Annotated in this window: 21 protein-coding genes; 14 read left to right on the top strand and 7 right to left on the bottom strand. The window is 59.1% G+C overall.

Annotated elements, in window-relative coordinates; translation table 11 throughout:
• Positions 1–107: 107 nt before the first annotated feature.
• The 4 genes from AC07OT_RS06065 to AC07OT_RS06050 form a co-directional block, all read right to left on the bottom strand.
• Positions 108–1652 carry an ABC transporter substrate-binding protein gene (locus AC07OT_RS06065; RefSeq protein ID WP_370671244.1) on the bottom strand — a complete coding sequence of 515 codons (1545 nt, stop codon included), beginning with the start codon at positions 1650–1652 and terminating at the stop codon, positions 108–110.
• A 364-nt stretch (positions 1653–2016) separates the two neighbouring features.
• Entirely contained in the window at positions 2017–3645 is a 1629-nt protein-coding gene (locus AC07OT_RS06060; protein WP_447892077.1) for an ABC transporter substrate-binding protein, read from the bottom strand.
• Positions 3646–3903: 258 nt separating this feature from the next.
• Positions 3904–5505, bottom strand: coding sequence for an ABC transporter substrate-binding protein (locus AC07OT_RS06055; RefSeq protein WP_495107685.1), 1602 nt, complete (start codon positions 5503–5505; stop codon positions 3904–3906).
• Between the two features lie 92 nt (positions 5506–5597).
• Positions 5598–6311, bottom strand: coding sequence for an SIMPL domain-containing protein (locus AC07OT_RS06050; protein WP_027604852.1), 714 nt, complete (start codon positions 6309–6311; stop codon positions 5598–5600).
• A gap of 204 nt (positions 6312–6515) precedes the next feature.
• Here AC07OT_RS06050 and AC07OT_RS06045 point away from each other — a divergent pair, with 204 nt between their 5' ends.
• The 3 genes from AC07OT_RS06045 (at position 6516) to AC07OT_RS06035 (ending at position 10153) form a co-directional block, all read left to right on the top strand.
• A complete protein-coding gene (locus AC07OT_RS06045) occupies positions 6516–7778 on the top strand; it encodes an ATP-binding protein (protein ID WP_027604851.1) in 1263 nt (420 codons plus the stop codon).
• Entirely contained in the window at positions 7771–8331 is a 561-nt protein-coding gene (locus AC07OT_RS06040; protein ID WP_010565532.1) for a response regulator transcription factor, read from the top strand. The genes AC07OT_RS06045 and AC07OT_RS06040 overlap by 8 nt, the downstream gene beginning before the upstream one ends.
• A 97-nt stretch (positions 8332–8428) precedes the next feature.
• Positions 8429–10153 carry an ABC transporter ATP-binding protein/permease gene (locus AC07OT_RS06035; protein ID WP_115486623.1) on the top strand — a complete coding sequence of 575 codons (1725 nt, stop codon included), beginning with the start codon at positions 8429–8431 and terminating at the stop codon, positions 10151–10153.
• A gap of 84 nt (positions 10154–10237) precedes the next feature.
• On the opposite strand, the gene AC07OT_RS06030 is transcribed toward AC07OT_RS06035, so the two are convergent.
• Entirely contained in the window at positions 10238–10675 is a 438-nt protein-coding gene (locus AC07OT_RS06030) for a Z-ring associated ZapG family protein (RefSeq protein WP_003171734.1), read from the bottom strand.
• Positions 10676–10822: 147 nt separating this feature from the next.
• On the opposite strand from AC07OT_RS06030, the gene AC07OT_RS06025 reads away from it, so the two are divergent.
• The 3 genes from AC07OT_RS06025 (at position 10823) to zapE (ending at position 14006) form a co-directional block, all read left to right on the top strand.
• Positions 10823–11452, top strand: a complete 630-nt coding sequence (locus AC07OT_RS06025) for an alpha/beta hydrolase (protein WP_495107684.1) — start codon at positions 10823–10825, stop codon at positions 11450–11452.
• Positions 11453–11476: 24 nt separating this feature from the next.
• Entirely contained in the window at positions 11477–12832 is a 1356-nt protein-coding gene (locus AC07OT_RS06020; protein WP_495107683.1) for a tryptophan--tRNA ligase, read from the top strand.
• A 79-nt stretch (positions 12833–12911) separates the two neighbouring features.
• A complete protein-coding gene (zapE, locus tag AC07OT_RS06015) occupies positions 12912–14006 on the top strand; it encodes a cell division protein ZapE (RefSeq protein WP_027604847.1) in 1095 nt (364 codons plus the stop codon).
• A 111-nt stretch (positions 14007–14117) separates the two neighbouring features.
• Here zapE and AC07OT_RS06010 read toward each other — a convergent pair whose 3' ends face one another.
• Positions 14118–15038: a GlxA family transcriptional regulator gene (locus AC07OT_RS06010; RefSeq protein WP_177414171.1), complete on the bottom strand. Its 921-nt coding sequence runs from the start codon at positions 15036–15038 to the stop codon at positions 14118–14120.
• Positions 15039–15258: 220 nt separating this feature from the next.
• Between AC07OT_RS06010 and AC07OT_RS06005 the strand changes: the two genes are divergently transcribed.
• On the top strand, positions 15259–16395 hold the full coding sequence (locus AC07OT_RS06005) for an acyl-CoA dehydrogenase family protein (RefSeq protein WP_495107682.1): 1137 nt from the start codon (positions 15259–15261) through the stop codon (positions 16393–16395).
• Positions 16396–16455: 60 nt separating this feature from the next.
• Here the strand turns inward: AC07OT_RS06005 and AC07OT_RS06000 are convergent, their stop codons facing one another.
• Complete coding sequence (locus tag AC07OT_RS06000; RefSeq protein WP_495107681.1) at positions 16456–17496, bottom strand: NADP(H)-dependent aldo-keto reductase; 1041 nt, start codon at positions 17494–17496, stop codon at positions 16456–16458.
• A gap of 248 nt (positions 17497–17744) precedes the next feature.
• Between AC07OT_RS06000 and rplM the strand changes: the two genes are divergently transcribed.
• From rplM to AC07OT_RS05965, 7 genes are all read left to right on the top strand, one after another.
• Positions 17745–18173: a 50S ribosomal protein L13 gene (gene rplM, locus AC07OT_RS05995; RefSeq protein ID WP_003171742.1), complete on the top strand. Its 429-nt coding sequence runs from the start codon at positions 17745–17747 to the stop codon at positions 18171–18173.
• Between the two features lie 14 nt (positions 18174–18187).
• Positions 18188–18580, top strand: coding sequence for a 30S ribosomal protein S9 (rpsI, locus tag AC07OT_RS05990; protein ID WP_003171743.1), 393 nt, complete (start codon positions 18188–18190; stop codon positions 18578–18580).
• A 266-nt stretch (positions 18581–18846) separates the two neighbouring features.
• A complete protein-coding gene (gene petA, locus AC07OT_RS05985) occupies positions 18847–19440 on the top strand; it encodes a ubiquinol-cytochrome c reductase iron-sulfur subunit (protein WP_027604843.1) in 594 nt (197 codons plus the stop codon).
• A complete protein-coding gene (locus tag AC07OT_RS05980) occupies positions 19440–20651 on the top strand; it encodes a cytochrome b (protein WP_003171746.1) in 1212 nt (403 codons plus the stop codon). The genes petA and AC07OT_RS05980 overlap by 1 nt, the downstream gene beginning before the upstream one ends.
• Positions 20651–21430: a cytochrome c1 gene (locus tag AC07OT_RS05975; RefSeq protein WP_027604842.1), complete on the top strand. Its 780-nt coding sequence runs from the start codon at positions 20651–20653 to the stop codon at positions 21428–21430. The genes AC07OT_RS05980 and AC07OT_RS05975 overlap by 1 nt, the downstream gene beginning before the upstream one ends.
• A gap of 148 nt (positions 21431–21578) precedes the next feature.
• Positions 21579–22196, top strand: coding sequence for a glutathione S-transferase N-terminal domain-containing protein (locus AC07OT_RS05970; RefSeq protein WP_049710008.1), 618 nt, complete (start codon positions 21579–21581; stop codon positions 22194–22196).
• 17 nt (positions 22197–22213) lie between these two features.
• Positions 22214–22633 (top strand): ClpXP protease specificity-enhancing factor, encoded by a 420-nt coding sequence (locus AC07OT_RS05965; protein ID WP_090409456.1) that lies wholly within the window; start codon positions 22214–22216, stop codon positions 22631–22633.
• Positions 22634–22676 lie beyond the last annotated feature (43 nt).

The following is a 22676-nucleotide window of genomic DNA, read 5'->3' as shown; positions in this document are numbered from 1 at the left end:
TGTAACTCGATCAAGCTGTTGCAAACGTTTGCCGTAGGAAATTTCCCAATAAAAGGCTGCACGTTTGCGGGAGAGCTAACTTCGCTCCCTGCAATCCGGTTATTTTCTTATGGGGTAATGCTGACGCCCGAGAACACGTTGCGGCCGAAGGGGCTTACTTTGAAGCCTTCGACTTTGGCGCTTAACGGCTGGTTGACCGTCGAGTGGGCGACGGGTGTGATCGGCACCTGCTGCTTGAGCAGTTGCTGTGCCTGTTTGTACAGAACAGTCCTTTGTTCGCGGTCGGTCACGACCTTGGCTTGCTTGATCAGCTTGTCGTACGCCGGGTCACACCACATGGAGTAGTTGTTCCCGCCGATGGCGTCGCAGCTGTAGAGGGTGCCCAGCCAGTTGTCCGGATCACCGTTGTCGCCAGTCCAGCCGATCAGGCTGACATCGTGCTCACCGTTCTTGGTGCGCTTGATGTATTCGCCCCACTCGTAGCTGACGATCTTGACCTTCAGTCCGATCCTGGCCCAGTCGCTTTGCAGCATCTCGGCCATCAGCTTGGCGTTGGGGTTGTACGGCCGTTGCACCGGCATCGCCCACAGGGTGATCTCGGTACCTTCCTTCACGCCGGCGGCCTTGAGCAGTTCCTTGGCTTTTTCCGGGTTGTAGGCGGCGTCCTTGATGCTGTCGTCGTAGGACCATTGGGTCGGCGGCATGGCATTGACTGCCAACTGCCCCGCGCCCTGGTACACGGCGTTGAGGATGCTCTGCTTGTTCACCGCCATGTCCAGCGCCTGGCGCACTTCGAGCTGGTCGAACGGCTTGTGGCGCACGTTGTAGGCGATGTAGCCCAAGTTGAAGCCCGGCTTGGTCAGCAATTGCAGGTTCGGGTCGGCCTTGAGCGCGTCGACGTCGGCCGGGCGCGGGTGCAGGGTGACCTGGCATTCGCCGGCCTTGAGTTTTTGCACGCGCACCGAGGCGTCGGTGTTGATGGCAAAAATCAGCTGGTCCAGCTTGACCTTGCTCGGGTCCCAGTACTGTTTGTTGCCCACATAACGGATCTGCGAGTCTTTCTGATAGCGCTGGAAGACAAAGGGGCCAGTGCCGATCGGCTTCTGGTTGATGTCGCTGGGCTTGCCTTCCTTGAGCAACTGCTCGGCGTATTCGGCCGACAGGATGGCGGCAAAGCTCATGGCGATGTTCTGCACGAACGCAGCGTCGACCGAGTTCAGCGTCATCACCACGGTATGCGGGTCGGTTTTCTCGACCTTGGCGATGTTCTTGTTCAGGCTCATCCCGTTGAAGTACGGAAACTCAGTCGGGTAGGCCTTGCGAAACGGGTGGTCGGGGTCAAGCATGCGGTTGAAGGTGAACAGCACGTCGTCGGCGTTGAAATCCCGCGTCGGCTTGAATTCCTTGTTGCTGTGGAACTTCACGCCTTCACGCAGGTGAAAGGTGTAGGTCAGGCCGTCTTCGGAAATGTCCCACTTGGTCGCCAGTCCAGGTACGACGTTGGTCGCTCCCTTTTCAAACTCAACCAGGCGGTTGTACAGCGGCTCGGCCACATCGTTATCGGTAGCGGTGGTGTACTGCGCGGTGTCGAACCCTGCCGGGCTGCCTTCGGAGCAGAACACCAGGCTCTTCTTGTCGGCCGCCTGGCCCATCGTGGCTACGGCCAGCAGGCTGGTGCCAAAAATTGCGGATAGAACGGTGGTATGGCGCATGACGATCCCGATCCTTGTTTGTAGTTGTCATCAGCAAGCAATCACCCAGGCGTACGGCCAGGGGGACATTACTGATCCCACACACAGCAAGTGCCTTTCCCAGGTTGGAGCCTCTGCTGTCCTACGACGGTATGGGCCGCGGACTGCGCAGTAAATGCGCCAAATTGGACTGACCTTGTAGGCAAAAGAGCTACTTGTCGCAGTTCGCAGCTGTAGGAAGCGGCGATTACGAGCGTGGTCTATTTCCTACGGTCCAGGCGGATGCAATAACGGCGACGTTATTAAACGTCGCCGTCATTGGTCCTTACTTGCCGCTTACGCTCACGCCATAGAAGGAGTTCAGGCCAAACGGGCTGATCTTGAAGTCCTGTACGGTGTTGCGCATGGGTTGATACACCGTCGAGTGCGCGATAGGTGTCATCGGGACTGCATCTTTGAGGATATGTTGCGCCTGCTTATACAGCTCGGTGCGTTTGGCGACGTCCGACGTAGCCTTGGCTTCTTTCACGACGCCGTCGAATTTCTTGTCGCACCACTTGGAGAAGTTGTTACCGGCCAGGGAGTCGCAGCCGAACAGCACGTTCAGCCAGTTGTCCGGGTCACCATTGTCGCCGCTCCAGCCAATGATCATGGCCTGGTTCTCGCCGCCTTTGGAGCGCTTGATGTACTCGCCCCACTCGTAGCTGGTGATCTTGACCTTCAGGCCGATCTTGGACCAGTCGTTTTGCAGCATTTCGGCCATCAGCTTGGCGTTCGGGTTGTACGGGCGCTGAACCGGCATCGCCCACAGAACGATCTCGGTACCTTCCTTGACACCCGCTTCCTTGAGCAGCGCCTTGGCTTTCTCGGGATCGTACTTGGCGTCCTTGATGGTGGTGTCGTAGGACCATTGGGTTGGCGGCATGGCGTTGACCGCCAGTTGGCCTGCGCCCTGGTAGACGGAGTCGATGATCTGCTGCTTGTTCACCGACATGTCCAGCGCCTGGCGCACGCGCAGGTCAGCCAGTGGGTTGGGCTGGTCGCTGCCCTTGACCTTGTCCATGACGTTGTAGGCGACATAGCCCAGGTTGAAACCGGCCTGGTGCGGCAGTTTCAGGTCCTTGTCTTCACCTAGCGCCTTGAGGTCAGCCGGACGTGGGAACAGGGTGATCTGGCACTCGTTTTTCTTCAGCTTCTGGATACGCACCGACGGATCGGTGGTGATGGCGAAGATCAGGTTATCGATCTTCACGTCCTCAGGTTTCCAGTAGTCCTTGTTGCCGGTGTAGCGAATGTTCGAGTCTTTCTGGTAGCTCTTGAATACGAACGGGCCAGTACCGACCGGCTTCTGGTTGATGTCCGCAGGTTTGCCTTCCTTCAACAGTTGGGCTGCGTATTCAGCCGACTGGATGGAAGCGAAGCTCATGGCCAGGTTCTGGATGAACGCGGCGTCCACGGTGCCAAGGGTGAACTTGACGGTGTGGGCATCGACCTTCTCGATGTTCTTGATGTTGGTGTCCATCCCCATGTCCGTGAAGTACGGGAACTCGGTGGGGTAGGCCTTACGGAATGGATCGTCTTTGTTGATCATCCGGTTGAAGGTGAACAGGACGTCGTCAGCCGAGAATTCACGAGTTGGCTTGAAGTATGGGGTGGTATGGAACTTGACGCCTTCGCGCAGGTGGAAGGTGTAGGTCAGGCCATCCGGGGACACGTCCCAGCTGGTGGCCAGGCCAGGAACAACGGCGGTGCCGCCTCGTTCGAACTGGCTCAGACGGTTGAACATGGTTTCGGCCGAAGCATCGAAGTCTGTTCCGGTGGTGTACTGGCCTGGATCGAAACCGGCCGGGCTCCCTTCGGAGCAGAACACCAGGTTAGTCGCCGCTTGGGCGAATGGGGCCGCGGCCATAAGGCCAGCGCTCACTAATAACGGAAGGACTGCGTGTTTAAGCATGTTGGCCTCATGATTTGTTGTCATTTTTGGTGGTGAGGGCGACCTCGTGAGTCGGCCTGCGGATACTTATGCAGGCGCCATACCCATTGCAAGATGCTGAACCGTCGCAAGGCGGAAAGAGTGGTACGAACGTACAGGAATGTCGCAATTATGAAAGTTTTGACATATTTGAACGTATTTATGGGTTTTTTTCGGTGCACAAGATGCACCAGAGAGGGTCAACCGAGGCGTCTAGCGCACTCGGTTGGGGCATTGCTGTTACTTATCTAGACTCACGCCATAGAACGGTGTCAGCCCAAAGGGGCTGATCTTGAAGTCCTTCACTTCCTTGCGCAGGGGTTGGAAAACCGTCGAGTTTGCAATGGGCGTTATAGGTACTTGTTCTTTAAGAATTTTTTGTGCCTGTTGATACCACTTGACGCGCTGCTCGCGGTCACTGCTGACCTTGGCCTGCTGCACCAGTTTGTCGTAGGCCGGGTTACACCATTTGGCGTAGTTGCTGCCCTTGACCGCAGCACAACTGTAGAGCACGCCGAGCCAGTTATCCGGGTCGCCGTTGTCGCCGGTCCAGCCATAAATCATCGCATCGTGCTCGCCATTTTTGGCGCGCTTGATGTATTCGCCCCACTCATAGCTGACGATATTGGCCTTGATGCCGACTTTCTCCCAATCCTGCTGGATCATCTGGGCCGACATGCGCGCGTTCGGGTTGGAAGCGCGCTGGACGGTCATTGCCCACAGGTTGATGGTGGTGCCCGGTGCAACCCCTGCTTCTTTTAGTAGCGCGCGGGCCTTGGTCGGATCGTGCGGGGCATCCTTGATGGTCGGGTCATAAGACCACTGCGCCGGTGGCAGTGCATTCTGCGCCAATTGTCCGGCGCCCTGGTAAACCGCCTTGATGATTGCCGGCTTGTCGATGGCCATGTCCAGTGCCTGGCGGACCTTGAGCTGGTCCAGCGGTGGGTGGGTCACGTTGTAGGCCAGGAAGCCCAGGTTGAAACCGGCTTGCTGCAGCACGCGCAGGTTGGGGTCCTGCTTCATCACCTCGATGTCCGACGGGCGCGGGTAGCCGCTGACCTGGCATTCGCCGGCCTTGAGCTTTTGCAGGCGCGACGCGGCGTCCGGGGTGATGGCGAACACCAGGTTGTCGAGTTTCACATCCTCGGGCTTCCAGTACTGCTTATTCGCCACGTAGCGAATCTGCGAGTCTTTCTGGTAGCGCTTGAACACAAATGGCCCGGTGCCTACCGGCTTCTGGTTGATGTCTTCGGCCTTGCCTTCCTTCATTAGCTGGGCGGCGTACTCGGCCGATTGCACGGAGGCAAAACTCATGGCCAGGTTCTGCACGAACGAGGCATCGACGTTGTTCAGGTTGAAACGCACGGTGTGCTCGTCGAGTTTGTCGACGCTCTTGATCGTGGTGTTCAGGCCCATGTCGGTGAAGTACGGCGATTCGGAAGGGTAGGCCTTGCGGAGCGGGCTCTCGGCATCCAGCAGGCGATTGAAGGTAAACAGCACGTCATCCGCGTTGAAATCGCGGCTGGGTTTGAAGAAGTCAGTGGTGTGGAACTTGACGCCTTCGCGCAGGTGGAAAGTGTAGGCCAGGCCATCCTCGGACACCTCCCAGCGTGTGGCCAGGCCCGGTTCGACTTCGGTGCCGCCACGCTTGAATTGGGTCAAGCGGTTGAACACGGTTTCGGCGGACGCATCGAAATCGGTGCCGCTGGTGTACTGGCTGGGGTCGAAACCGGCGGGGCTGGCTTCGGAGCAGTAGACCAGGGTGCTGGCTGCATGGGCCATCGGCATAAAGGCCAGCAGGCTTGCGGCAAGGAGGAGCGGTTTGAAGGTGGTTCTTTCCATGGAGACCCCTAGAAGTGGCAGGCATATAAACGCTGCCCAAACGAAAACGGCGGTCACCGAGGTTACCGCCGTCCAGGTTTGCCGGGTAGGGGTTACGGCATCTGCACTTCGATCACCCCATCGGCGCTCATGCTGACCTGGCTGGTACCTGCCTCCACTTCCGGCGTCGGTGCTGAATCCATCATGGCCGCCTTCATCATCATTCCGCCACGGGCATAAGGTTGTGGGTAGCCATTGGTGTTGAAGTTCAAGTTGACGATCTTGTAGCCCTTGCCGCCCAGCGCATCGGTGGCCAGTTGCGCGCGTGCTTTAAACGCGGCGACCGCGTCCTTGAGCAGGGCGTCTTCGCTGGTCTTGCGCGTGGTGTCGGCGATGGCGAAGTCCATGTTTTCCATTTTCAGGGTGTTGAGCAGTTCGCCGGTGAGTTTGGACAGCGCCGGGAAGTCCGCGCTTTCCAGGCGCAGTTCGGCGCGCTCGCGCCAGCCGGTGATCTTCTGGTTCTTGTTGTCGTAGATCGGGTAGCTGTTACGGCTGCCCTGGCGCAAAGTCACGCCTTGGACTTCGCGCGCCTGGCCCAGGGCCTTGTTCATGGTGGTGGTGATTTCGGCGGCGAGCTTGGCCGGGTCGGCGTTCTGGGACTCGGTGTAGAGGGTGACGATCATTTTGTCGCGGGCCACTTCCTGGCTGACCTCGGCGCGCAGGGAAATCTGGTTGTAATTCAGTGCATCGGCGGCCAGTGCCGGAAGGCTGGCCAGGGCGCTGGCGCTGAGGGTGAGAACAACTGCACTGCGAGTGAAACGAGACATGGAAGCTCCTTAGGGTGTTCGTATCGGTATGACTGTAGACGGTGGTGTCGGGTTCTTCGGGTTTACATATTCGCTACACATTGTGCGGCCGCCGACGAACGGTCGTTCGCCCGGCCTGCGGCAAAGAGCCACACGCGCCATGCCAGCGTGCCCGCTTCGTTTATACTCCTGCCGATCCGCCTGCAGCGCTCATCGGGAGAGCTCATGCTCGCCGCCGTAAAACTGACTTCCGCCACCCGCCAGAACCTCTGGCGCCTGACGTTCATTCGTACCCTGGTACTGGCCGCGCAGGCTGGTTCGGTCGGGCTCGCCTATTGGTTCGACCTGCTGCCGCTGCCGTGGCTGCAATTGGGCGTGACCTTGGGTTTCTCCATCGTGCTGTGTGTGTTTACCGCCATTCGGTTGCGCACCACCTGGCCGGTGACCGAGCTGGAATACGCCCTGCAATTGGCCTGCGACCTGTTTATCCACAGTGTGTTGCTGTATTTCTCCGGCGGTTCCACCAACCCGTTCGTGTCTTATTACCTGGTGCCATTGACCATCGCTGCGGTGACCTTGCCGTGGCGCTACTCGGTGGTGCTGTCGGGTATCGCCCTGACCCTGTACACCCTGCTGCTGGCACGGTTCTATCCGTTGCAGACATTCCCCATCGCCCGCGAAAACCTGCAGATCTACGGGATGTGGCTGAGCTTTGCCCTGTCTGCCGCCGTGATCACTTTTTTTGCTGCGCGCATGGCCGAAGAGCTGCGCCGCCAGGAAGAACTGCGCGCCATTCGCCGCGAAGAAGGCCTGCGTGACCAGCAACTGCTCGCCGTCGCCACCCAGGCCGCCGGCGCGGCCCATGAATTGGGCACGCCGCTGGCGACCATGAGCGTGCTGCTCAACGAAATGACCCAGGACCATCACGACCCGGCGCTGCAAGAGGATCTCGGCGTGCTGCGCGAACAGGTCAAGCAATGCAAGCAAACCTTGCAGCAACTGGTACGCGCGGCTGAAGCCAATCGCCGCCTGGCGGTCGAGATGCAGGACGTGACCCAGTGGCTCGACGAAGCCCTGAACCGCTGGCACCTGATGCGCCCCGAAGCCAGCTACCGTTTCCATCTGCTGGGGCAGGGGACCGTGCCGCGCCTGGCGCCACCGCCGGACCTGACCCAAGCCTTGCTCAATCTACTGAACAACGCCGCCGACGCCTGCCCCGAAGGCCTGGAAGTCCGGCTGGATTGGGATGTGGATGACTTGACGATCAGCATTCGCGACCACGGCGCAGGCGTGCCGCTGGCCATCGCCGAGCAGATCGGCAAACCTTTCTTTACCACCAAGGGCAAAGGCTTCGGCCTCGGCCTGTTTTTGAGCAAGGCCAGCGTGACCCGCGCGGGCGGCTCAGTGAAGCTCTATAGTCATGAGGAAGGCGGTACGCTCACCGAGCTGCGCCTGCCCCGTGTCGCACGAGGAGATATCGATGAGTGACGAGATCCAAGTCGAAGGCGAAGAACTGCCGCACCTGTTGCTGGTAGATGATGACGCCACGTTTACCCGCGTGATGGCGCGCGCCATGAGCCGTCGCGGCTTTCGCGTGAGCACCGCGGGCTCCGCCGAAGAAGGCCTGGCCATCGCCCAGGCCGACTTGCCGGACTACGCCGCGCTCGACCTGAAAATGGATGGCGACTCCGGCCTGGTGCTGTTGCCCAAGCTGCTGGAACTCGACCCGGAAATGCGCGTGGTGATCCTCACCGGTTACTCCAGCATTGCCACGGCTGTCGAAGCCATCAAGCGCGGTGCCTGCAACTACCTGTGCAAACCGGCGGATGCCGACGATGTGTTGGCTGCGTTGCTGTCCGAGCACGCCGACCTCGACACCCTGGTGCCGGAAAACCCGATGTCGGTGGACCGCCTGCAGTGGGAACACATCCAGCGCGTCCTCACCGAACACGAAGGTAATATCTCCGCCACTGCCCGCGCCCTGGGCATGCACCGGCGCACCCTGCAACGCAAGCTGCAGAAGCGTCCGGTACGACGCTGAACCTAAGCTGAACAGCCTGCTTCAGGCCGCACGGAACCCTGAACCGATCACCTATGATCGGTTCAAACGCCTGCCTTCCTCCCTACGAGCCTGAACGATGAATCAGAACGCTGAGTACTCTGCGGTCAATGACGCTGTGCGTGGGCAATTTTTTCGCCGAACCTGGGGGATGATCACGCCTTATTGGCGAAGTGAAGAGAAGGGCAAGGCCTGGTTGTTGCTCGCCGTGGTGATTGGCCTGTCGCTGTTCAGCGTGGCCATTTCCGTGTGGCTCAACCACTGGTACAAGGACTTCTACAACGCCCTGGAAAACAAGGACACCGCGGCCTTCTGGCAACAGATCGTTTACTTCTGCGGTATCGCCACGGTGGCGATTCTCGGCGCGGTCTACCGTCTCTACCTCACCCAGATGCTGACCATTCGCTGGCGTGCATGGCTCACCGAAAAGTATTTTGCCCGCTGGCTTGGCAACAAGAACTACTACCAGCTCGAGCAGGGCGGCTACACCGATAACCCGGACCAGCGGATTTCCGAAGACCTCAACAGCTTTACCCTGAACACCCTGAGTCTTGGCCTTGGGCTGTTGCGCAATGTGGTCAGCCTGGTGTCGTTCTCCATCATCCTGTGGGGCGTGTCCGGCAGTATTGAAGTGTTCGGTATCACCATCCCCGGCTACATGTTCTGGTGTGCATTGGTCTATGCCGGTGTCGGCAGTTGGCTGACCCATCTGATCGGTCGTCGTTTGATCGGCTTGAGCAACCAGCAGCAACGCTTCGAAGCGGACTTGCGTTTCTCCATGGTACGAGTGCGGGAGAATGCCGAGAGCATCGCCCTGTACAACGGCGAACCCAATGAGAATCAGCGTTTGAGCGCGCGGTTCGGGAAGGTCTGGCATAACTACTGGGACATCATGAAGGTGTCCAAGCGCCTGACGTTCTTCACTGCCGGCTATGAACAGATTGCGATCGTCTTTGCGTTTATCGTGGCTGCCCCGCGCTACTTTTCCGGCAAGATCGAACTGGGCGAGCTGATGCAAATCAACTCGGCGTTCGGCAACGTGCAGGGCAACTTCAGCTGGTTTATCAGCGCGTACGCCGACCTGGCCGGCTGGCGCGCGACCAGCGATCGTCTACTGAGTTTTCAGCAGGCCATGCGTGAAAACGAGCAGCGCCCAGCTGCCATCGACGTCAGCGCTGAAGGCGAGCGTCTTGTGGTGCAAGGCCTGGGTTTGAACCTGGTGGATGGTCGCCACCTGCTGACCGACGCCAACATGATCGTTGAACCGGGCCAGCGCGTCATGCTCAGCGGCCGTTCCGGCAGCGGCAAAAGTACCTTGCTGCGCGCCATGGGGCATCTGTGGCCGGCTGGTCACGGCAGCATCCGCCTGCCGGCCAGGCGTTACCTGTTCCTGCCGCAGAAGCCTTACCTGCCGATCGGCACACTCAAGGCGGTGTTGAGTTACCCACAGGACGACAGCGTCTATTCGGCAGAACGTTATGCACAGGTCCTGGAAACCTGTCGCCTGCCGCACCTGGTGGAGCGCCTGGACGAAGCCAACCATTGGCAACGCATGCTCTCGCCCGGCGAGCAACAGCGCCTGGCCTTTGCCCGTGCCTTGTTGTTCGCGCCGCAATGGCTGTACATGGACGAGGCGACGTCGGCGATGGATGAAGAAGATGAGGCGACGTTGTATCAGGCGTTGATTGATGAATTGCCGGGGTTGAGCATTGTCAGCGTCGGCCATCGCAGCAGCCTCAAGCGCTTCCATGGGCGGCATGTGCGGATCGAGGGTGGGTGGCTTCAAGAGCAACCTGTGGCCTGAGGCCCCTTGTTCTGGAGAATGGTGCCCAACAAAAAGCCCGGTTGATCAGCGATCAACCGGGCTTTTCTATTGCTTGAAAATAACTTACTTCTTCAAGCCGTAATGCTCATCCAGCATGCCTGGGGCGTTTGGCGTTTTTGGCGCGTAGTCCCGTGGCGGCTCCTGGTTTTCCCGGGGGGGAGTCAGGCGTTCCCGTGGAGTTTGCGGTGCATCGGAATGCAGCGCGGCCAGCAGGCGCTGGCGGGTGATGTCGTCGAGGGCCAGGCGGTTTGCGCCATCGGCGAGGTGATCCTGTACTTCCTGGTAGCTCTGGGTGAGTTTCTTGACCAGGGTCGCGGTGCTGTTGAAGTGGGTAACAACCTCGTTCTGATAACTGTCAAAACGTTCCTGAATGTCATCCAACTGACGCTGCGTGCGGTTAGGCGCGGCATTCGGCAGCAGGCGGGCAACCAGGAATCCAATGGCGACACCGGCAACCAAGGCGAGAGTCGGCAACAACCAAACTAAGAGCGAGTGTTCCACGAGTCCTTCCTCTATAAACGGCTTTGCTTTACGTTAACGGCTCAAACCTGCGCTGTATACCGCGATTAAGCTCGCAATGATGCCATGCACAGACTTTTAGCTAGACGAGTCGACCCTTTGAGAGGTCACGGAGTTCATTCCTTGCTCATGCGTGAAACCCCCGTTTTGATCGATGGCCCGGTAGGCCAATTGGAAGCCCTGTACCTGGATCACCCCGAGCCACGTGGCCTGGCGCTGATCTGCCACCCTAATCCGGTGCAGGGCGGGACCATGCTCAATAAAGTCGTTTCGACCCTGCAACGCACAGCTCGTGATGCCGGGTTGATTACTTTGCGTTTCAATTACCGTGGCGTCGGCGCGAGTGCCGGCACCCACGACATGCGCACCGGTGAAGTGGACGATGCCGAAGCAGCTGCCACCTGGCTGCGTGAAAAACACCCCGACCTGCCGATCACCCTGCTCGGTTTTTCCTTTGGCGGCTACGTGGCGGCCAGCCTCGGCGGCCGCCTGGAAGCCAAAGGCGAAAAGCTCGCGCACCTGTTTATGGTCGCCGCGGCGGTGATGCGCCTGCGCGATACCGATGTGCTGCCCCACAGCTGCCCGTTGACCCTGATCCAGCCGGAAACCGACGAAGTGGTCGACCCGCAAACCGTCTACGACTGGTCCGCCGCCTTGAAACGCCCCCATGAGCTGCTGAAAGTGGCAGAATGCGGGCACTTTTTTCATGGCAAGCTCACCGATCTCAAGGATCTGGTGCTGCCGCGCCTCTCGAATTGATAGCAGTCTGATAAGCGATTACCCATGACGACTCGTACCCGTATCCTCACCGGCATCACCACCACCGGCACGCCGCACCTGGGCAACTACGCCGGTGCGATCCGCCCGGCGATCCTGGCCAGCCAGGATGCCAATGCCGACTCCTTCTACTTCCTGGCCGACTACCACGCCCTGATCAAATGCGATGACCCGCAGCGCATCCAGCGTTCGCGTATGGAAATCGCGGCGACCTGGCTGGCCGGTGGCCTGGATGTGAACCGGGTGACCTTCTATCGTCAGTCCGACATCCCGGAAATCCCCGAGCTGACCTGGCTGCTGACCTGCGTCGCCGCCAAGGGCCTGCTCAACCGCGCCCATGCCTACAAGGCCTCGGTGGACAAGAACGTGGAGACCGGCGAAGACCCGGATGCGGGCATCACCATGGGCCTGTACAGCTACCCGGTGCTGATGGCGGCGGACATCCTGATGTTCAACGCGCACAAGGTGCCGGTGGGCCGCGACCAGATCCAGCACGTGGAAATGGCCCGCGACATCGGCCAGCGCTTCAACCACCTGTTCGGCAACGGTAAAGAATTCTTCACCATGCCCGAGGCGTTAATCGAAGAAAGCGTTGCCACCTTGCCGGGCCTGGATGGCCGCAAGATGTCCAAGAGCTACGACAACACCATCCCGTTGTTCACCAGCGCCAAGGACATGAAAGACGCCATCTCGCGGATCGTCACCGACTCCCGCGCGCCCGGCGAACCCAAGGATCCGGACAACTCGCACCTGTTCACCCTCTACCAGGCGTTTGCCAGCAAGGCCCAGGAAGAAGCGTTCCGCGTCGACCTGCTGCAAGGCCTGGGCTGGGGCGAGGCGAAGAACCGTCTGTTCCAGCTGCTTGATGGTCAGCTCGGCGAAGCGCGCGAGCGTTACCACCAGTTGATGTCACGCCCGTCGGACATGGAGGACCTGTTGCAGGTCGGCGCCAGGAAAGCCCGTGCCGTGGCCGCGCCATTCCTGGCCGAGTTGCGTGAAGCGGTGGGCCTGCGTTCGTTCGTCAACCAGGCTGCGGCGCCGGTCGCGACCAAGAAGAAAGCCGCGAAAGCCGCGCGTTTCGTGAGCTTCCGTGAAGACGACGGCAGCTTCCGCTTCCGCCTGTTGGCCGCCGATGGCGAGCAGCTGCTGCTGTCGCGCAATTTTGCCGATGGCAAGGCGGCCGGCGCGGTGACCAAGCAACTGCAAAGTGGCGCTGCGCTGGACGTACGCAGCGAAGCCCTTAGCTTCAGCGTATGGCTGGACGGCGCCGCAGTGGCCGACAGCGCCGAGTTCGCCGATGCCGCATCCCGTGATGCCGCCATCGAAGCCTTGCGCATCGCGTTGACCCCAATCGAGGATTAACCCGACCAAGGGTTGATTGCCATTATCCAGGGCCGTCGTTACAGTGACGGCCCGTTTTTGTTGCCTTGCTAACGAAATTATGACGCCCCTAGAACGATACCAAGCTGATCTGAAACGCCCTGAATTCTTCCATGACGCGGCCCAGGAAACGGCGGTGCGTCATTTGCAGCGCCTGTACGACGACCTGGTTGCGGCCTCGCAAAGCAAGCCGGGGATGCTCAGCAAGCTGTTCGGCAAGAAAGACCACGTGCCGGTCAAGGGCCTGTATTTCTGGGGCGGCGTGGGCCGGGGCAAGACCTACCTGGTCGATACGTTCTTTGAGGCACTGCCGTTCAAGGAAAAGGTACGGACACACTTCCACCGCTTCATGAAGCGCGTGCACGAAGAGATGAAGACCCTGCCGGGTGAGAAAAACCCGCTGACCATCATCGCCAAGCGTTTTTCCGATGAAGCGCGGGTCATCTGCTTCGATGAATTCTTCGTCTCCGATATCACCGATGCCATGATCCTCGGCACCCTGATGGAAGAGTTGTTCAAGAACGGCGTGACCCTGGTCGCCACCTCGAACATCGTGCCCGACGGCTTGTACAAGGACGGCCTGCAGCGCGCGCGCTTCCTGCCGGCCATCGCGCTGATCAAGCAGAACACCGAGATCGTCAACGTCGACAGCGGCGTCGACTACCGCCTGCGTCACCTCGAGCAAGCGGAGTTGTTCCACTTCCCGCTGAACGAAGCGGCGCACGAAAGCCTGCGCAAAAGCTTCCGCGCCCTTACGCCGGAATGCACCCAGGCGGTGGAAAACGACAAGCTGATGATCGAGAACCGCGAAATCATCGCCCTGCGTACCTGCGATGACGTGGCCTGGTTCGAATTCCGCCAACTGTGCGACGGCCCGCGCAGCCAGAACGACTACATCGAACTGGGCAAGATCTTCCACGCGGTGATCCTCAGCGGCGTGGAGCAGATGAGCGTCACCACCGACGACATCGCCCGGCGGTTTATCAACATGGTCGACGAGTTCTACGACCGTAACGTCAAGTTGATCATCTCGGCCGAAGTCGAACTCAAGGATCTGTATACCGGCGGGCGCCTGAACTTCGAATTCCAGCGCACCCTGAGCCGCCTACTCGAAATGCAGTCCCACGAGTTCCTGTCGCGCGGACACAAACCCTAAGACCGATGTAGGTCAAGTGTGGGAGGGGGCTTGCCCCCGACAGCGGTCTTTCAGTAACAGATGCACTGACTGATCCACCGCTATCGGGAGCAAGCCCCCTCCCACATTTGCTTACGCAGCCTGTTGGAACTGCTGGCGGTACTGGTTCGGTGACAGCTCCGTGTGCTGCCTGAACAACCGCGCAAAGAAACTCGCATCGTCGTAACCCACCTCATAACTGATGGTCTTGATGCTCTTGCGGCTGCCCGAGAGCAGGCCCTTGGCCGTCTCGATACGCAGCCGTTGCAGGTAGTGCAGCGGCTTGTCGCCGGTGGCGGTCTGGAAGCGGCGCATGAAGTTGCGGATGCTCATGCCGTGTTCCCGGGCGACGTCTTCGAAGCGGAATTTGTCGGCGAAGTGCTCCTCGAGCCAATGCTGGATCTGCAGGATGATCACGTCCTGGTGCAGCTTCTGGCCGCCAAAACCGATACGCCCGGGTGAATAGCTGCGCTGCACTTCGTAGAGGATGTCGCGGGCCACGGCCTGGGCGATGTTGGCGCCGCAGAAACGTTCGATCAGGTAGATATACAGGTCGCACGCCGAGGTGGTGCCGCCGGCGCAATACAGGTTGTCGGCGTCGGTGAGGTGCTTGTCCTGGTTGAGCTGGACCTTGGGGAAGCGTTCGCTGAAGGCGTTGAAGAAACGCCAGTAGGTGGTCGCCTCCTTGCCGTCGAGCAGGCCGGCTTCGGCCAGCCAGAACACCCCGGTGGCTTCGCCGCAGAGTACCGCGCCCCGTGCATGCTGTTCGCGCAGCCATGGCAGCACTTGCGGGTAGCGCGCGCACAGGGCATCGAAGTCATCCCAGAAGGCAGGAAGCACAATGATGTCGGCGTCTTCCAGGCCGCCGTCCACCGGCATGATCACATCACTGAAGCTGCGCACCGATTTTCCGTCGGGGCTCACCAGGCGCGTTTCGAACGCTGGGGTCAGGCCCAGGCCTTGCTGTTTGCCATAACGCAGGCTGGCGAGATGGAAGAAATCCTTGGCTTGCATCAGGGTTGAAGCGAATACCCGATCAATGGCCAAAATGCTGACGCGCCGCAACGGCGTGGAGATTTGGTTAGACATAATTTCATTTATTCTTATAGGGGAAAGTGGTCACCAGACGGCTGGATCGTCTTATTTTTTGTCGCATGTGTCCAGTGTCCTGTGACGCCATCGGGGCATAGGCTCTGTGGGCTCGTCCTTGTCCGACAATCCACGCAGGTGACCCATGATTCCGAGAACCTTGTTCAGCCCGGAGCACGAACTCTTCCGCCAGAGCGTGCGCACCTTTCTTGAAAAAGACGCTGCATCGTTTCACGGGCAATGGGAGAAGCAGGGCTATATCGACCGTAACCTGTGGAGCAAGGCGGGGGAGGCGGGGATGTTGTGTTCCCATCTGCCGGAGGAGTACGGCGGGCTGGGCGCGGACTTTCTCTACAGCGCGGTAGTGATCGAAGAGATCAGCCGCCTGGGCCTGACCGGCATTGGCTTTTCCCTGCATTCGGACATTGTCGCGCCCTACATCCTGCATTACGGCAGTGAAGCGCTGAAGCACAAGTACCTGCCCAAGTTGATCTCCGGTGAGATGGTCACGGCCATCGCCATGACCGAGCCGGGTGCCGGGTCCGACTTGCAAGGGGTCAAGACCACCGCCGTGCTGGACGGTGATGAGTACGTGATCAATGGTTCCAAGACCTTTATCACCAACGGGTACCTGGCTGAGCTGGTGATCGTGGTCGCCAAGACCGATCCCAAGGCCGGTGCCAAGGGCACCAGCCTGTTTCTGGTGGAGGCCGATACGCCCGGCTTCGCCAAGGGCAAGCGCCTGGAGAAGGTCGGCATGAAGGCCCAGGACACCTCGGAGCTGTTCTTCCAGGACGTGCGGGTGCCCAAGGAAAACCTGCTGGGCCAGGCGGGTATGGGCTTCGCCTACTTGATGCAGGAGTTGCCCCAGGAGCGGCTGACGGTGGCAATTGGCGCGCTGTCATCTGCCGAGGCGGCGTTGCAGTGGACCTTGGAATACACCCGTGAGCGCAAGGCGTTCGGCAAGGCGATTGCCGACTTCCAGAACACCCGTTTCAAGCTGGCGGAGATGGCCACGGAGATTCAGATCGGCCGCGTATTCGTCGACAAATGCATGGCGCTGCACCTGGAAGGCAAGCTGGATGTGCCCACTGCCGCGATGGCCAAGTACTGGGCCACGGACCTGCAATGCAAGGTGCTGGATGAGTGCGTGCAGTTGCACGGCGGCTACGGCTTCATGTGGGAATACCCGATTGCGCGGGCGTGGGCGGATGCGCGGGTGCAGCGGATTTATGCGGGGACCAACGAGATCATGAAGGAGATCATTGCGCGGGCGCTTTGATTTTTGCGGGTCTTGAATGCGTCATCGGGGGCAAGCCCCCGATAGCGGTCTACAGATCAATCAAGGCGCAGGATTCGGATGATCCTTCTGAATCGCCTCAATCCCTTCCAACACCTCTTTCGACAGTTTCAGATCAGCACTGGCGATGTTGCTGTCCAGTTGCTCCAGCGACGTTGCGCCAATAATGTTGCTGGTCACGAACGGCTGTTGGGTCACAAACGCCAACGCCATCTGCGCCGGATCCAGGCCATGCTCCCGCGCCAGTGCCACGTAACGGCTGCAGGCCGCCTCCGACTGCGGGTTGAAGTAGCGGCTGAAGCGGCTGTACTCCGTCAGGCGCGCCTTGGCCGGGCGTGCGCCACCTTCGTACTTGCCACTGAGCATGCCGAACGCCAGGGGCGAGTAAGCCAGCAGGCCGCATTGCTCACGGATGGCCACCTCGGCCAGGCCCACTTCAAAGCTGCGGTTGAGCAGGTTGTAGGGGTTCTGGATCGATACCGCGCGGGGCCAGCCACGGGCTTCGGCCAGGGCCAGGAATTTCATGGTGCCCCACGGGGTTTCATTGGACAGGCCGATATGGCGGATCTTGCCGGCCTTGACCTGCTCGTCCAGGGCTTCGAGGGTTTCCTCCAGTGGGGTGAGGTCGTCTTCGTCCTTGTGCTTGTAGCTCAGTTGGCCGAAGAAGTTGGTGCTGCGCTCCGGCCAGTGCAACTGGTAGAGGTCGATCCAGTCGGTTTGCAGGCGCTTGAGGCTGGCGTCCAGTGCCTCGACGATGTGCTTGCGGTTGTGGCGCAGGTGGCCGTCGCGGATGTAGTCGATGGTGTTGCCGGGGCCGGCGATCTTGCTGGCAAGGATCCAGTCGCCGCGGTCACCGCGGCTTTTGAAGTAATTACCGATGTAACGCTCGGTGGTGGCATAGGTGTCGGCCTTGGGCGGCACCGGGTACATTTCTGCGGTGTCGAGGAAGTTGATCCCCGCCGCCTTGGCCCTTTCGATCTGCGCGAAGGCCTCTGCCTCGCTGTTTTGCTCGCCCCAGGTCATGGTGCCCAGGGCTATCGCGCTCACGTTCAGATCCGTACGGCCCAGCTGTCGATAATCCATCGGGTACTCCTTCAGGGAAAACAATCATAAAAGCAGGTTGAATTTTTTTTCGCAATCTGCATAATTGCCCACCTCTTTCTGCAGTGGAAGTGATGCGCCGCCTGCCGAAGAATCTTGCCGTTGAACGGACGCGCCGACCCGAGCCCCCGATAGCGTCTGTATCCGGCTGCCTTTGACTTGTCAAAGTAAGCACTATTCAGTAAGATCCGCCGTCTAATTTACAGGGCGGCCCCTGAGGCTATTAAAGAATGACAACTTTTACTGCAAAACCGGAAACAGTTCAGCGCGACTGGTTTGTCGTCGACGCCGCTGGTCAGACCCTGGGTCGTCTGGCCACTGAAGTCGCCAGCCGTCTGCGTGGCAAGCACAAGCCTGAGTACACCCCTCACGTTGACACCGGTGACTACATCGTGATCATCAACGCTGAGCAGGTACGTGTTACCGGCAACAAAGCGCAAGACAAAATGTACTACCGTCACTCCGGTTTCCCAGGCGGTATCAAGTCTTCCAACTTTGAAGGCCTGATCTCCAAGAAGCCTGAAGCCCCGATCGAAATCGCGGTCAAAGGCATGCTGCCGAAGGGCCCACTGGGTCGCGATATGTTTCGCAAGCTGAAAGTCTATGCGGGCGCTGTACACCCTCATGCTGCTCAGCAGCCCCAAGAACTGAAGTTTTAACGGAATAGTTCATTATGTCGGCGACTCAAAATTACGGCACTGGCCGTCGCAAAACCGCAACCGCACGCGTTTTCCTGCGTCCGGGCACTGGTAACATCTCGATCAACAACCGCACTCTGGATAACTTCTTCGGTCGCGAAACTGCCCGCATGGTAGTTCGTCAGCCGCTGGAATTGACCGAGACTGTTGAAAAGTTCGACATCTACGTCACCGTTATCGGTGGCGGTGTAAGTGGTCAAGCTGGCGCAATCCGCCACGGTATCACTCGCGCTCTGATGCAGTACGACGAAACCCTGCGTGGCGCTCTGCGCAAAGCTGGCTTCGTGACTCGCGATGCCCGTGAAGTTGAACGTAAGAAAGTCGGTCTGCGTAAAGCGCGTAAGCGTCCGCAGTACTCGAAGCGTTAATTCGCTTTACGTTCCACAAAAACGCCCAGCCTCCTTACGGAGCTGGGCGTTTTTTATTGCCTGCGATTTATGCACATTTTTCACCGTGACAACTTGCCACATCCGTAGACCCCCTATACTACAAGGCCTGGAGGCGGAGCCCCGGGCAATTCCCTTGTCAGACGTGGGGCTTTTCATTACCATTCGGCAAAATTTTTATAAGTTCAGATTTAATACTTAGTAGACGCCTGATTTAACAGGCCAAAAAGCTGATGGGAGAGGACTGAATGAGCAATGACGGCGTGAATGCAGGCCGGCGTCGCTTCTTGGTAGCAGCCACATCCGTGGTGGGTGCTGCAGGAGCGGTGGGGGCTGCGGTCCCGTTCGTGGGGTCATGGTTTCCCAGTGCCAAGGCGAAAGCCGCAGGTGCACCGGTGAAGGTGAATATCAGCAAGATCGAACCAGGCCAGCAGATGATTGCTGAGTGGCGCGGCCAGCCGGTATTCATTGTTCGTCGTACGGAGGAAATCCTGGGAAATCTGAAAAAGATCGAAGGCCAGCTGTCTGACCCCAAATCTGAGAAATCCGACCAACCCGCCTACGCCAAAAACGAAGCACGTTCGATCAAGCCAGAGATTCTGCTGCTGGTCGGCCTGTGTACCCACTTGGGATGCTCGCCCACCTTCCGCCCGGAAGTTGCTCCAGTCGATCTGGGTAAAGACTGGGTCGGTGGTTATTTCTGCCCCTGCCACGGCTCCCACTACGATCTGGCGGGACGCGTCTATAAGTCCCAGCCTGCTCCCTTGAACCTGCCCGTGCCTCCGCATACCTACGAAACTGACGACCTCATTGTCATTGGCCTCGATAAGGAGAACGCGTGATGAGCAAGTTCATGGATTGGGTCGATGCACGCTTCCCCGCCACTAAAATGTGGGAAGACCATCTCAGCAAGTATTACGCCCCGAAGAACTTCAACTTCTTCTACTTCTTTGGCTCCCTGGCACTGCTGGTGCTGGTCAACCAGATCGTCACCGGTGTCTGGCTGACGATGAGCTACACCCCGTCGGCGGAAGAGGCGTTTGCCTCCGTCGAATACATCATGCGTGACGTCGAGTACGGCTCGATCCTGCGCCTGCTGCACTCCACCGGCGCTTCAGCGTTCTTTATCGTGGTCTACCTGCACATGTTCCGTGGTTTGCTCTACGGTTCGTACCAGAAGCCACGGGAGCTGGTGTGGGTGTTCGGCATGCTGATCTACCTGGCGCTGATGGCGGAAGCCTTCATGGGCTACCTGCTGCCATGGGGCCAGATGTCGTACTGGGGCGCCCAGGTGATCATCTCGCTGTTCGGTGCGATCCCGGTCATCGGCAACGACCTGACCCAGTGGATCCGCGGTGACTACCTGATCTCCGGCATCACCCTGAACCGCTTCTTCGCCCTGCACGTCGTGGCGCTGCCCATTGTGATCCTGGGCCTGGTGGTGCTGCACATCCTGGCGCTGCACGAAGTGGGTTCCAACAACCCGGACGGCGTGGACATCAAGAAGCATAAGGACGAGAACGGCATCCCGCTGGATGGCATCCCGTTCCACCCGTACTACACCGTGAAAGACATTGTCGGCGTGGTCGTGTTCCTCTTCGTGTTCTGCTCGATCGTGTTCTTTTTCCCGGAGATGGGTGGTTATTTCCTCGAGAAGCCTAACTTCGAACAGGCGAACGCCTTCAAGACACCTGAGCACATTGCCCCGGTCTGGTACTTCACGCCGTTCTACGCGATCTTGCGGGCGATCCCCGACAAACTCATGGGCGTCATCGCCATGGGCGCGGCCATTGCGGTGCTGTTCGTGTTGCCGTGGCTCGACCGAAGCCCGGTCAAGTCCATGCGCTACAAAGGCTGGCTGAGCAAAATCTGGCTGTGGGTGTTCTGCATTGCATTCGTGATTCTGGGCGTGTTGGGCGTATTGGCGCCGACCCCGGAGCGTACGCTGCTGTCGCAGGTCTGCACCTTCCTGTACTTCGCCTACTTCATTCTGATGCCGTTCTACACCCGGCTCGAGAAGACCAAACCGGTTCCGGAAAGGGTGACTGGCTGATGAAAAAATTATTCGTTGCATTGATGCTTGCGGCGCTGCCGCTACTGTCCTTCGCTGCCGAGCACGGCGGCCCGGAACTGGAAAAAGTCGATATCGACGTGTCTGACAAGGCGGCTATGCAAGACGGCGCGCGTACGTTCGCCAACTACTGCATGGGCTGCCACAGTGCCAAGTTCCAGCGTTATGAGCGGGTGGCCGATGACCTCGGTATCCCCCATGAAATGATGCTGGAGAAGCTGGTGTTCACCGGTGCCAAGATCGGCGACCACATGAATATCGGCATGAAGCCTGCCGACGCCAAGACCTGGTTCGGCGCAGCACCGCCTGACTTGACGCTGGTGGCACGTGTACGCGGCACCGACTGGCTCTACGGCTACCTGAAATCCTTCTACGAGGACCCGGCGCGCCCTTATGGCGTGAACAACCGTGTGTTCCCGAACGTCGGCATGCCTAACGTTCTGGTCGGCCTGCAAGGCAAGCAAGTGGTAGGATGCAAGCAGGTTCAGGTCGTCGAAGACGGCAAGAAGCAATATGATCCGTTGACCGGTACGCCTTTGACTCATGAAGCGTGCGATCAACTGAAGATAGAAACCCCTGGTTCGTTGACTGACGAGCAGTTTGACGAGAAGGTCAAGAATCTGGTGACCTTCCTGGCCTATTCGGCCAACCCGGTCAAACTGCAACACCAGCGCATCGGGACGTATGTCTTGCTGTACCTGGCTTTCTTCTTCGTATTCGCTTATCTGCTTAAGCGCGAATACTGGAAGGATGTGCATTGATCCAACCGTAAGCAATTGCTGTTAATCTTGCGCGCCCAGCGGCATCTCTAACCCGCAGCGATCTGGACTTTCCAGAGGCTGCAGAGATGCTTTCTGGGCGCGCTCGTTTTTGAGCTTTCCATAATTTCAACAAGCGAGGAGGACCGCCATGGGCGTGACCAATCGGTTGGCCTGTTACTCCGACCCCGCCGACCACTATTCCCACCGAGTACGCATCGTACTCGCAGAGAAGGGTGTCAGCGCCGAGATCATCAGTGTGGAGGCGGGTCGTCATCCGCCGAAACTGATCGAAGTGAACCCTTACGGCAGCTTGCCCACCCTGGTCGATCGTGACCTGGCGTTGTGGGAGTCAACCGTGGTGATGGAATATCTGGATGAGCGTTACCCGCATCCGCCTTTGTTGCCGGTATATCCGGTGGCCCGTGCCAACAGCCGCCTGCTGATCCATCGGATCCAGCGAGATTGGTGCGGGCTGGTGGATTTGATCCTGGATACCCGCAGCAAAGAAGCCGCTCGGGTGCAGGCGCGCAAGGAATTGCGCGAGAGCCTGACCGGTGTTTCGCCGTTGTTCGCCGATAAACCTTTTTTCCTCAGTGAGGAACAAAGCTTGGTGGATTGCTGCCTATTACCCATACTCTGGCGCTTGCCGATTCTGGGCATTGAACTGCCACGGCCGGCCAAGCCGTTGCTTGATTACATGGAGCGCCAGTTTGCGCGTGAGGCTTTCCAGGCAAGTCTGTCTGGTGTCGAACGCGATATGCGCTAAGGCTTAAGGAGCCGTTGATGAACTCCAGTCGACCTTACCTGGTCCGCGCGCTCTATGAGTGGATTGTGGATAACGATTGCACCCCGCACATGCTGGTCAATTCCGAATTTCCTGCGGTTCAGGTACCGCAGGGGTTTGCCAGTGACGGGCAGATTGTGTTGAACGTATCACCCAGCGCCGTGCGCCACCTGCACATGGACAATGAAGCGGTCAGCTTCGAAGGACGTTTCGGCGGTGTGCCGCATACGCTGTTCGTGCCGATTGGCGCTATCCTCGGCATCTATGCCCGGGAGAACGGCCAAGGCATGGTGTTCGATCTGGAGTCGCCTTTCGAGGACGACGAAGCGATTGAAAGCGAAGACGGCGATGATGTGCCGCCACCGGATACCGAGCCACCGCGTCCAAGCGGTCGGCCGAGCCTGAAAGTGGTGAAGTAAAGTGCGTAAGTCTTCGGGCCTGCGTTAAAAAATGCCTCGGCTC

The organism is Pseudomonas sp. GW821-FHT09C10, from assembly GCF_059418085.1.
Note: the sequence above shows the minus strand (reverse complement) of the source record. Positions and strands in the feature narration are given on the sequence as shown.

Coding starts and splice junctions, on each gene's coding strand:
- AC07OT_RS06065 (WP_370671244.1), bottom strand. CDS start 1,652: ATGGGCCAGGCGGCCGACAAGAAGAGCCTGGTGTTCTGCTCCGAAGGC.
- AC07OT_RS06060 (WP_447892077.1), bottom strand. CDS start 3,645: ATGCTTAAACACGCAGTCCTTCCGTTATTAGTGAGCGCTGGCCTTATG.
- AC07OT_RS06055 (WP_495107685.1), bottom strand. CDS start 5,505: ATGGAAAGAACCACCTTCAAACCGCTCCTCCTTGCCGCAAGCCTGCTG.
- AC07OT_RS06050 (WP_027604852.1), bottom strand. CDS start 6,311: ATGTCTCGTTTCACTCGCAGTGCAGTTGTTCTCACCCTCAGCGCCAGC.
- AC07OT_RS06045 (WP_027604851.1), top strand. CDS start 6,516: ATGCTCGCCGCCGTAAAACTGACTTCCGCCACCCGCCAGAACCTCTGG.
- AC07OT_RS06040 (WP_010565532.1), top strand. CDS start 7,771: ATGAGTGACGAGATCCAAGTCGAAGGCGAAGAACTGCCGCACCTGTTG.
- AC07OT_RS06035 (WP_115486623.1), top strand. CDS start 8,429: ATGAATCAGAACGCTGAGTACTCTGCGGTCAATGACGCTGTGCGTGGG.
- AC07OT_RS06025 (WP_495107684.1), top strand. CDS start 10,823: ATGCGTGAAACCCCCGTTTTGATCGATGGCCCGGTAGGCCAATTGGAA.
- AC07OT_RS06020 (WP_495107683.1), top strand. CDS start 11,477: ATGACGACTCGTACCCGTATCCTCACCGGCATCACCACCACCGGCACG.
- zapE (WP_027604847.1), top strand. CDS start 12,912: ATGACGCCCCTAGAACGATACCAAGCTGATCTGAAACGCCCTGAATTC.
- AC07OT_RS06010 (WP_177414171.1), bottom strand. CDS start 15,038: ATGCAAGCCAAGGATTTCTTCCATCTCGCCAGCCTGCGTTATGGCAAA.
- AC07OT_RS06005 (WP_495107682.1), top strand. CDS start 15,259: ATGATTCCGAGAACCTTGTTCAGCCCGGAGCACGAACTCTTCCGCCAG.
- AC07OT_RS06000 (WP_495107681.1), bottom strand. CDS start 17,496: ATGGATTATCGACAGCTGGGCCGTACGGATCTGAACGTGAGCGCGATA.
- rplM (WP_003171742.1), top strand. CDS start 17,745: ATGACAACTTTTACTGCAAAACCGGAAACAGTTCAGCGCGACTGGTTT.
- rpsI (WP_003171743.1), top strand. CDS start 18,188: ATGTCGGCGACTCAAAATTACGGCACTGGCCGTCGCAAAACCGCAACC.
- petA (WP_027604843.1), top strand. CDS start 18,847: ATGAGCAATGACGGCGTGAATGCAGGCCGGCGTCGCTTCTTGGTAGCA.
- AC07OT_RS05980 (WP_003171746.1), top strand. CDS start 19,440: ATGAGCAAGTTCATGGATTGGGTCGATGCACGCTTCCCCGCCACTAAA.
- AC07OT_RS05975 (WP_027604842.1), top strand. CDS start 20,651: ATGAAAAAATTATTCGTTGCATTGATGCTTGCGGCGCTGCCGCTACTG.
- AC07OT_RS05970 (WP_049710008.1), top strand. CDS start 21,579: ATGGGCGTGACCAATCGGTTGGCCTGTTACTCCGACCCCGCCGACCAC.
- AC07OT_RS05965 (WP_090409456.1), top strand. CDS start 22,214: ATGAACTCCAGTCGACCTTACCTGGTCCGCGCGCTCTATGAGTGGATT.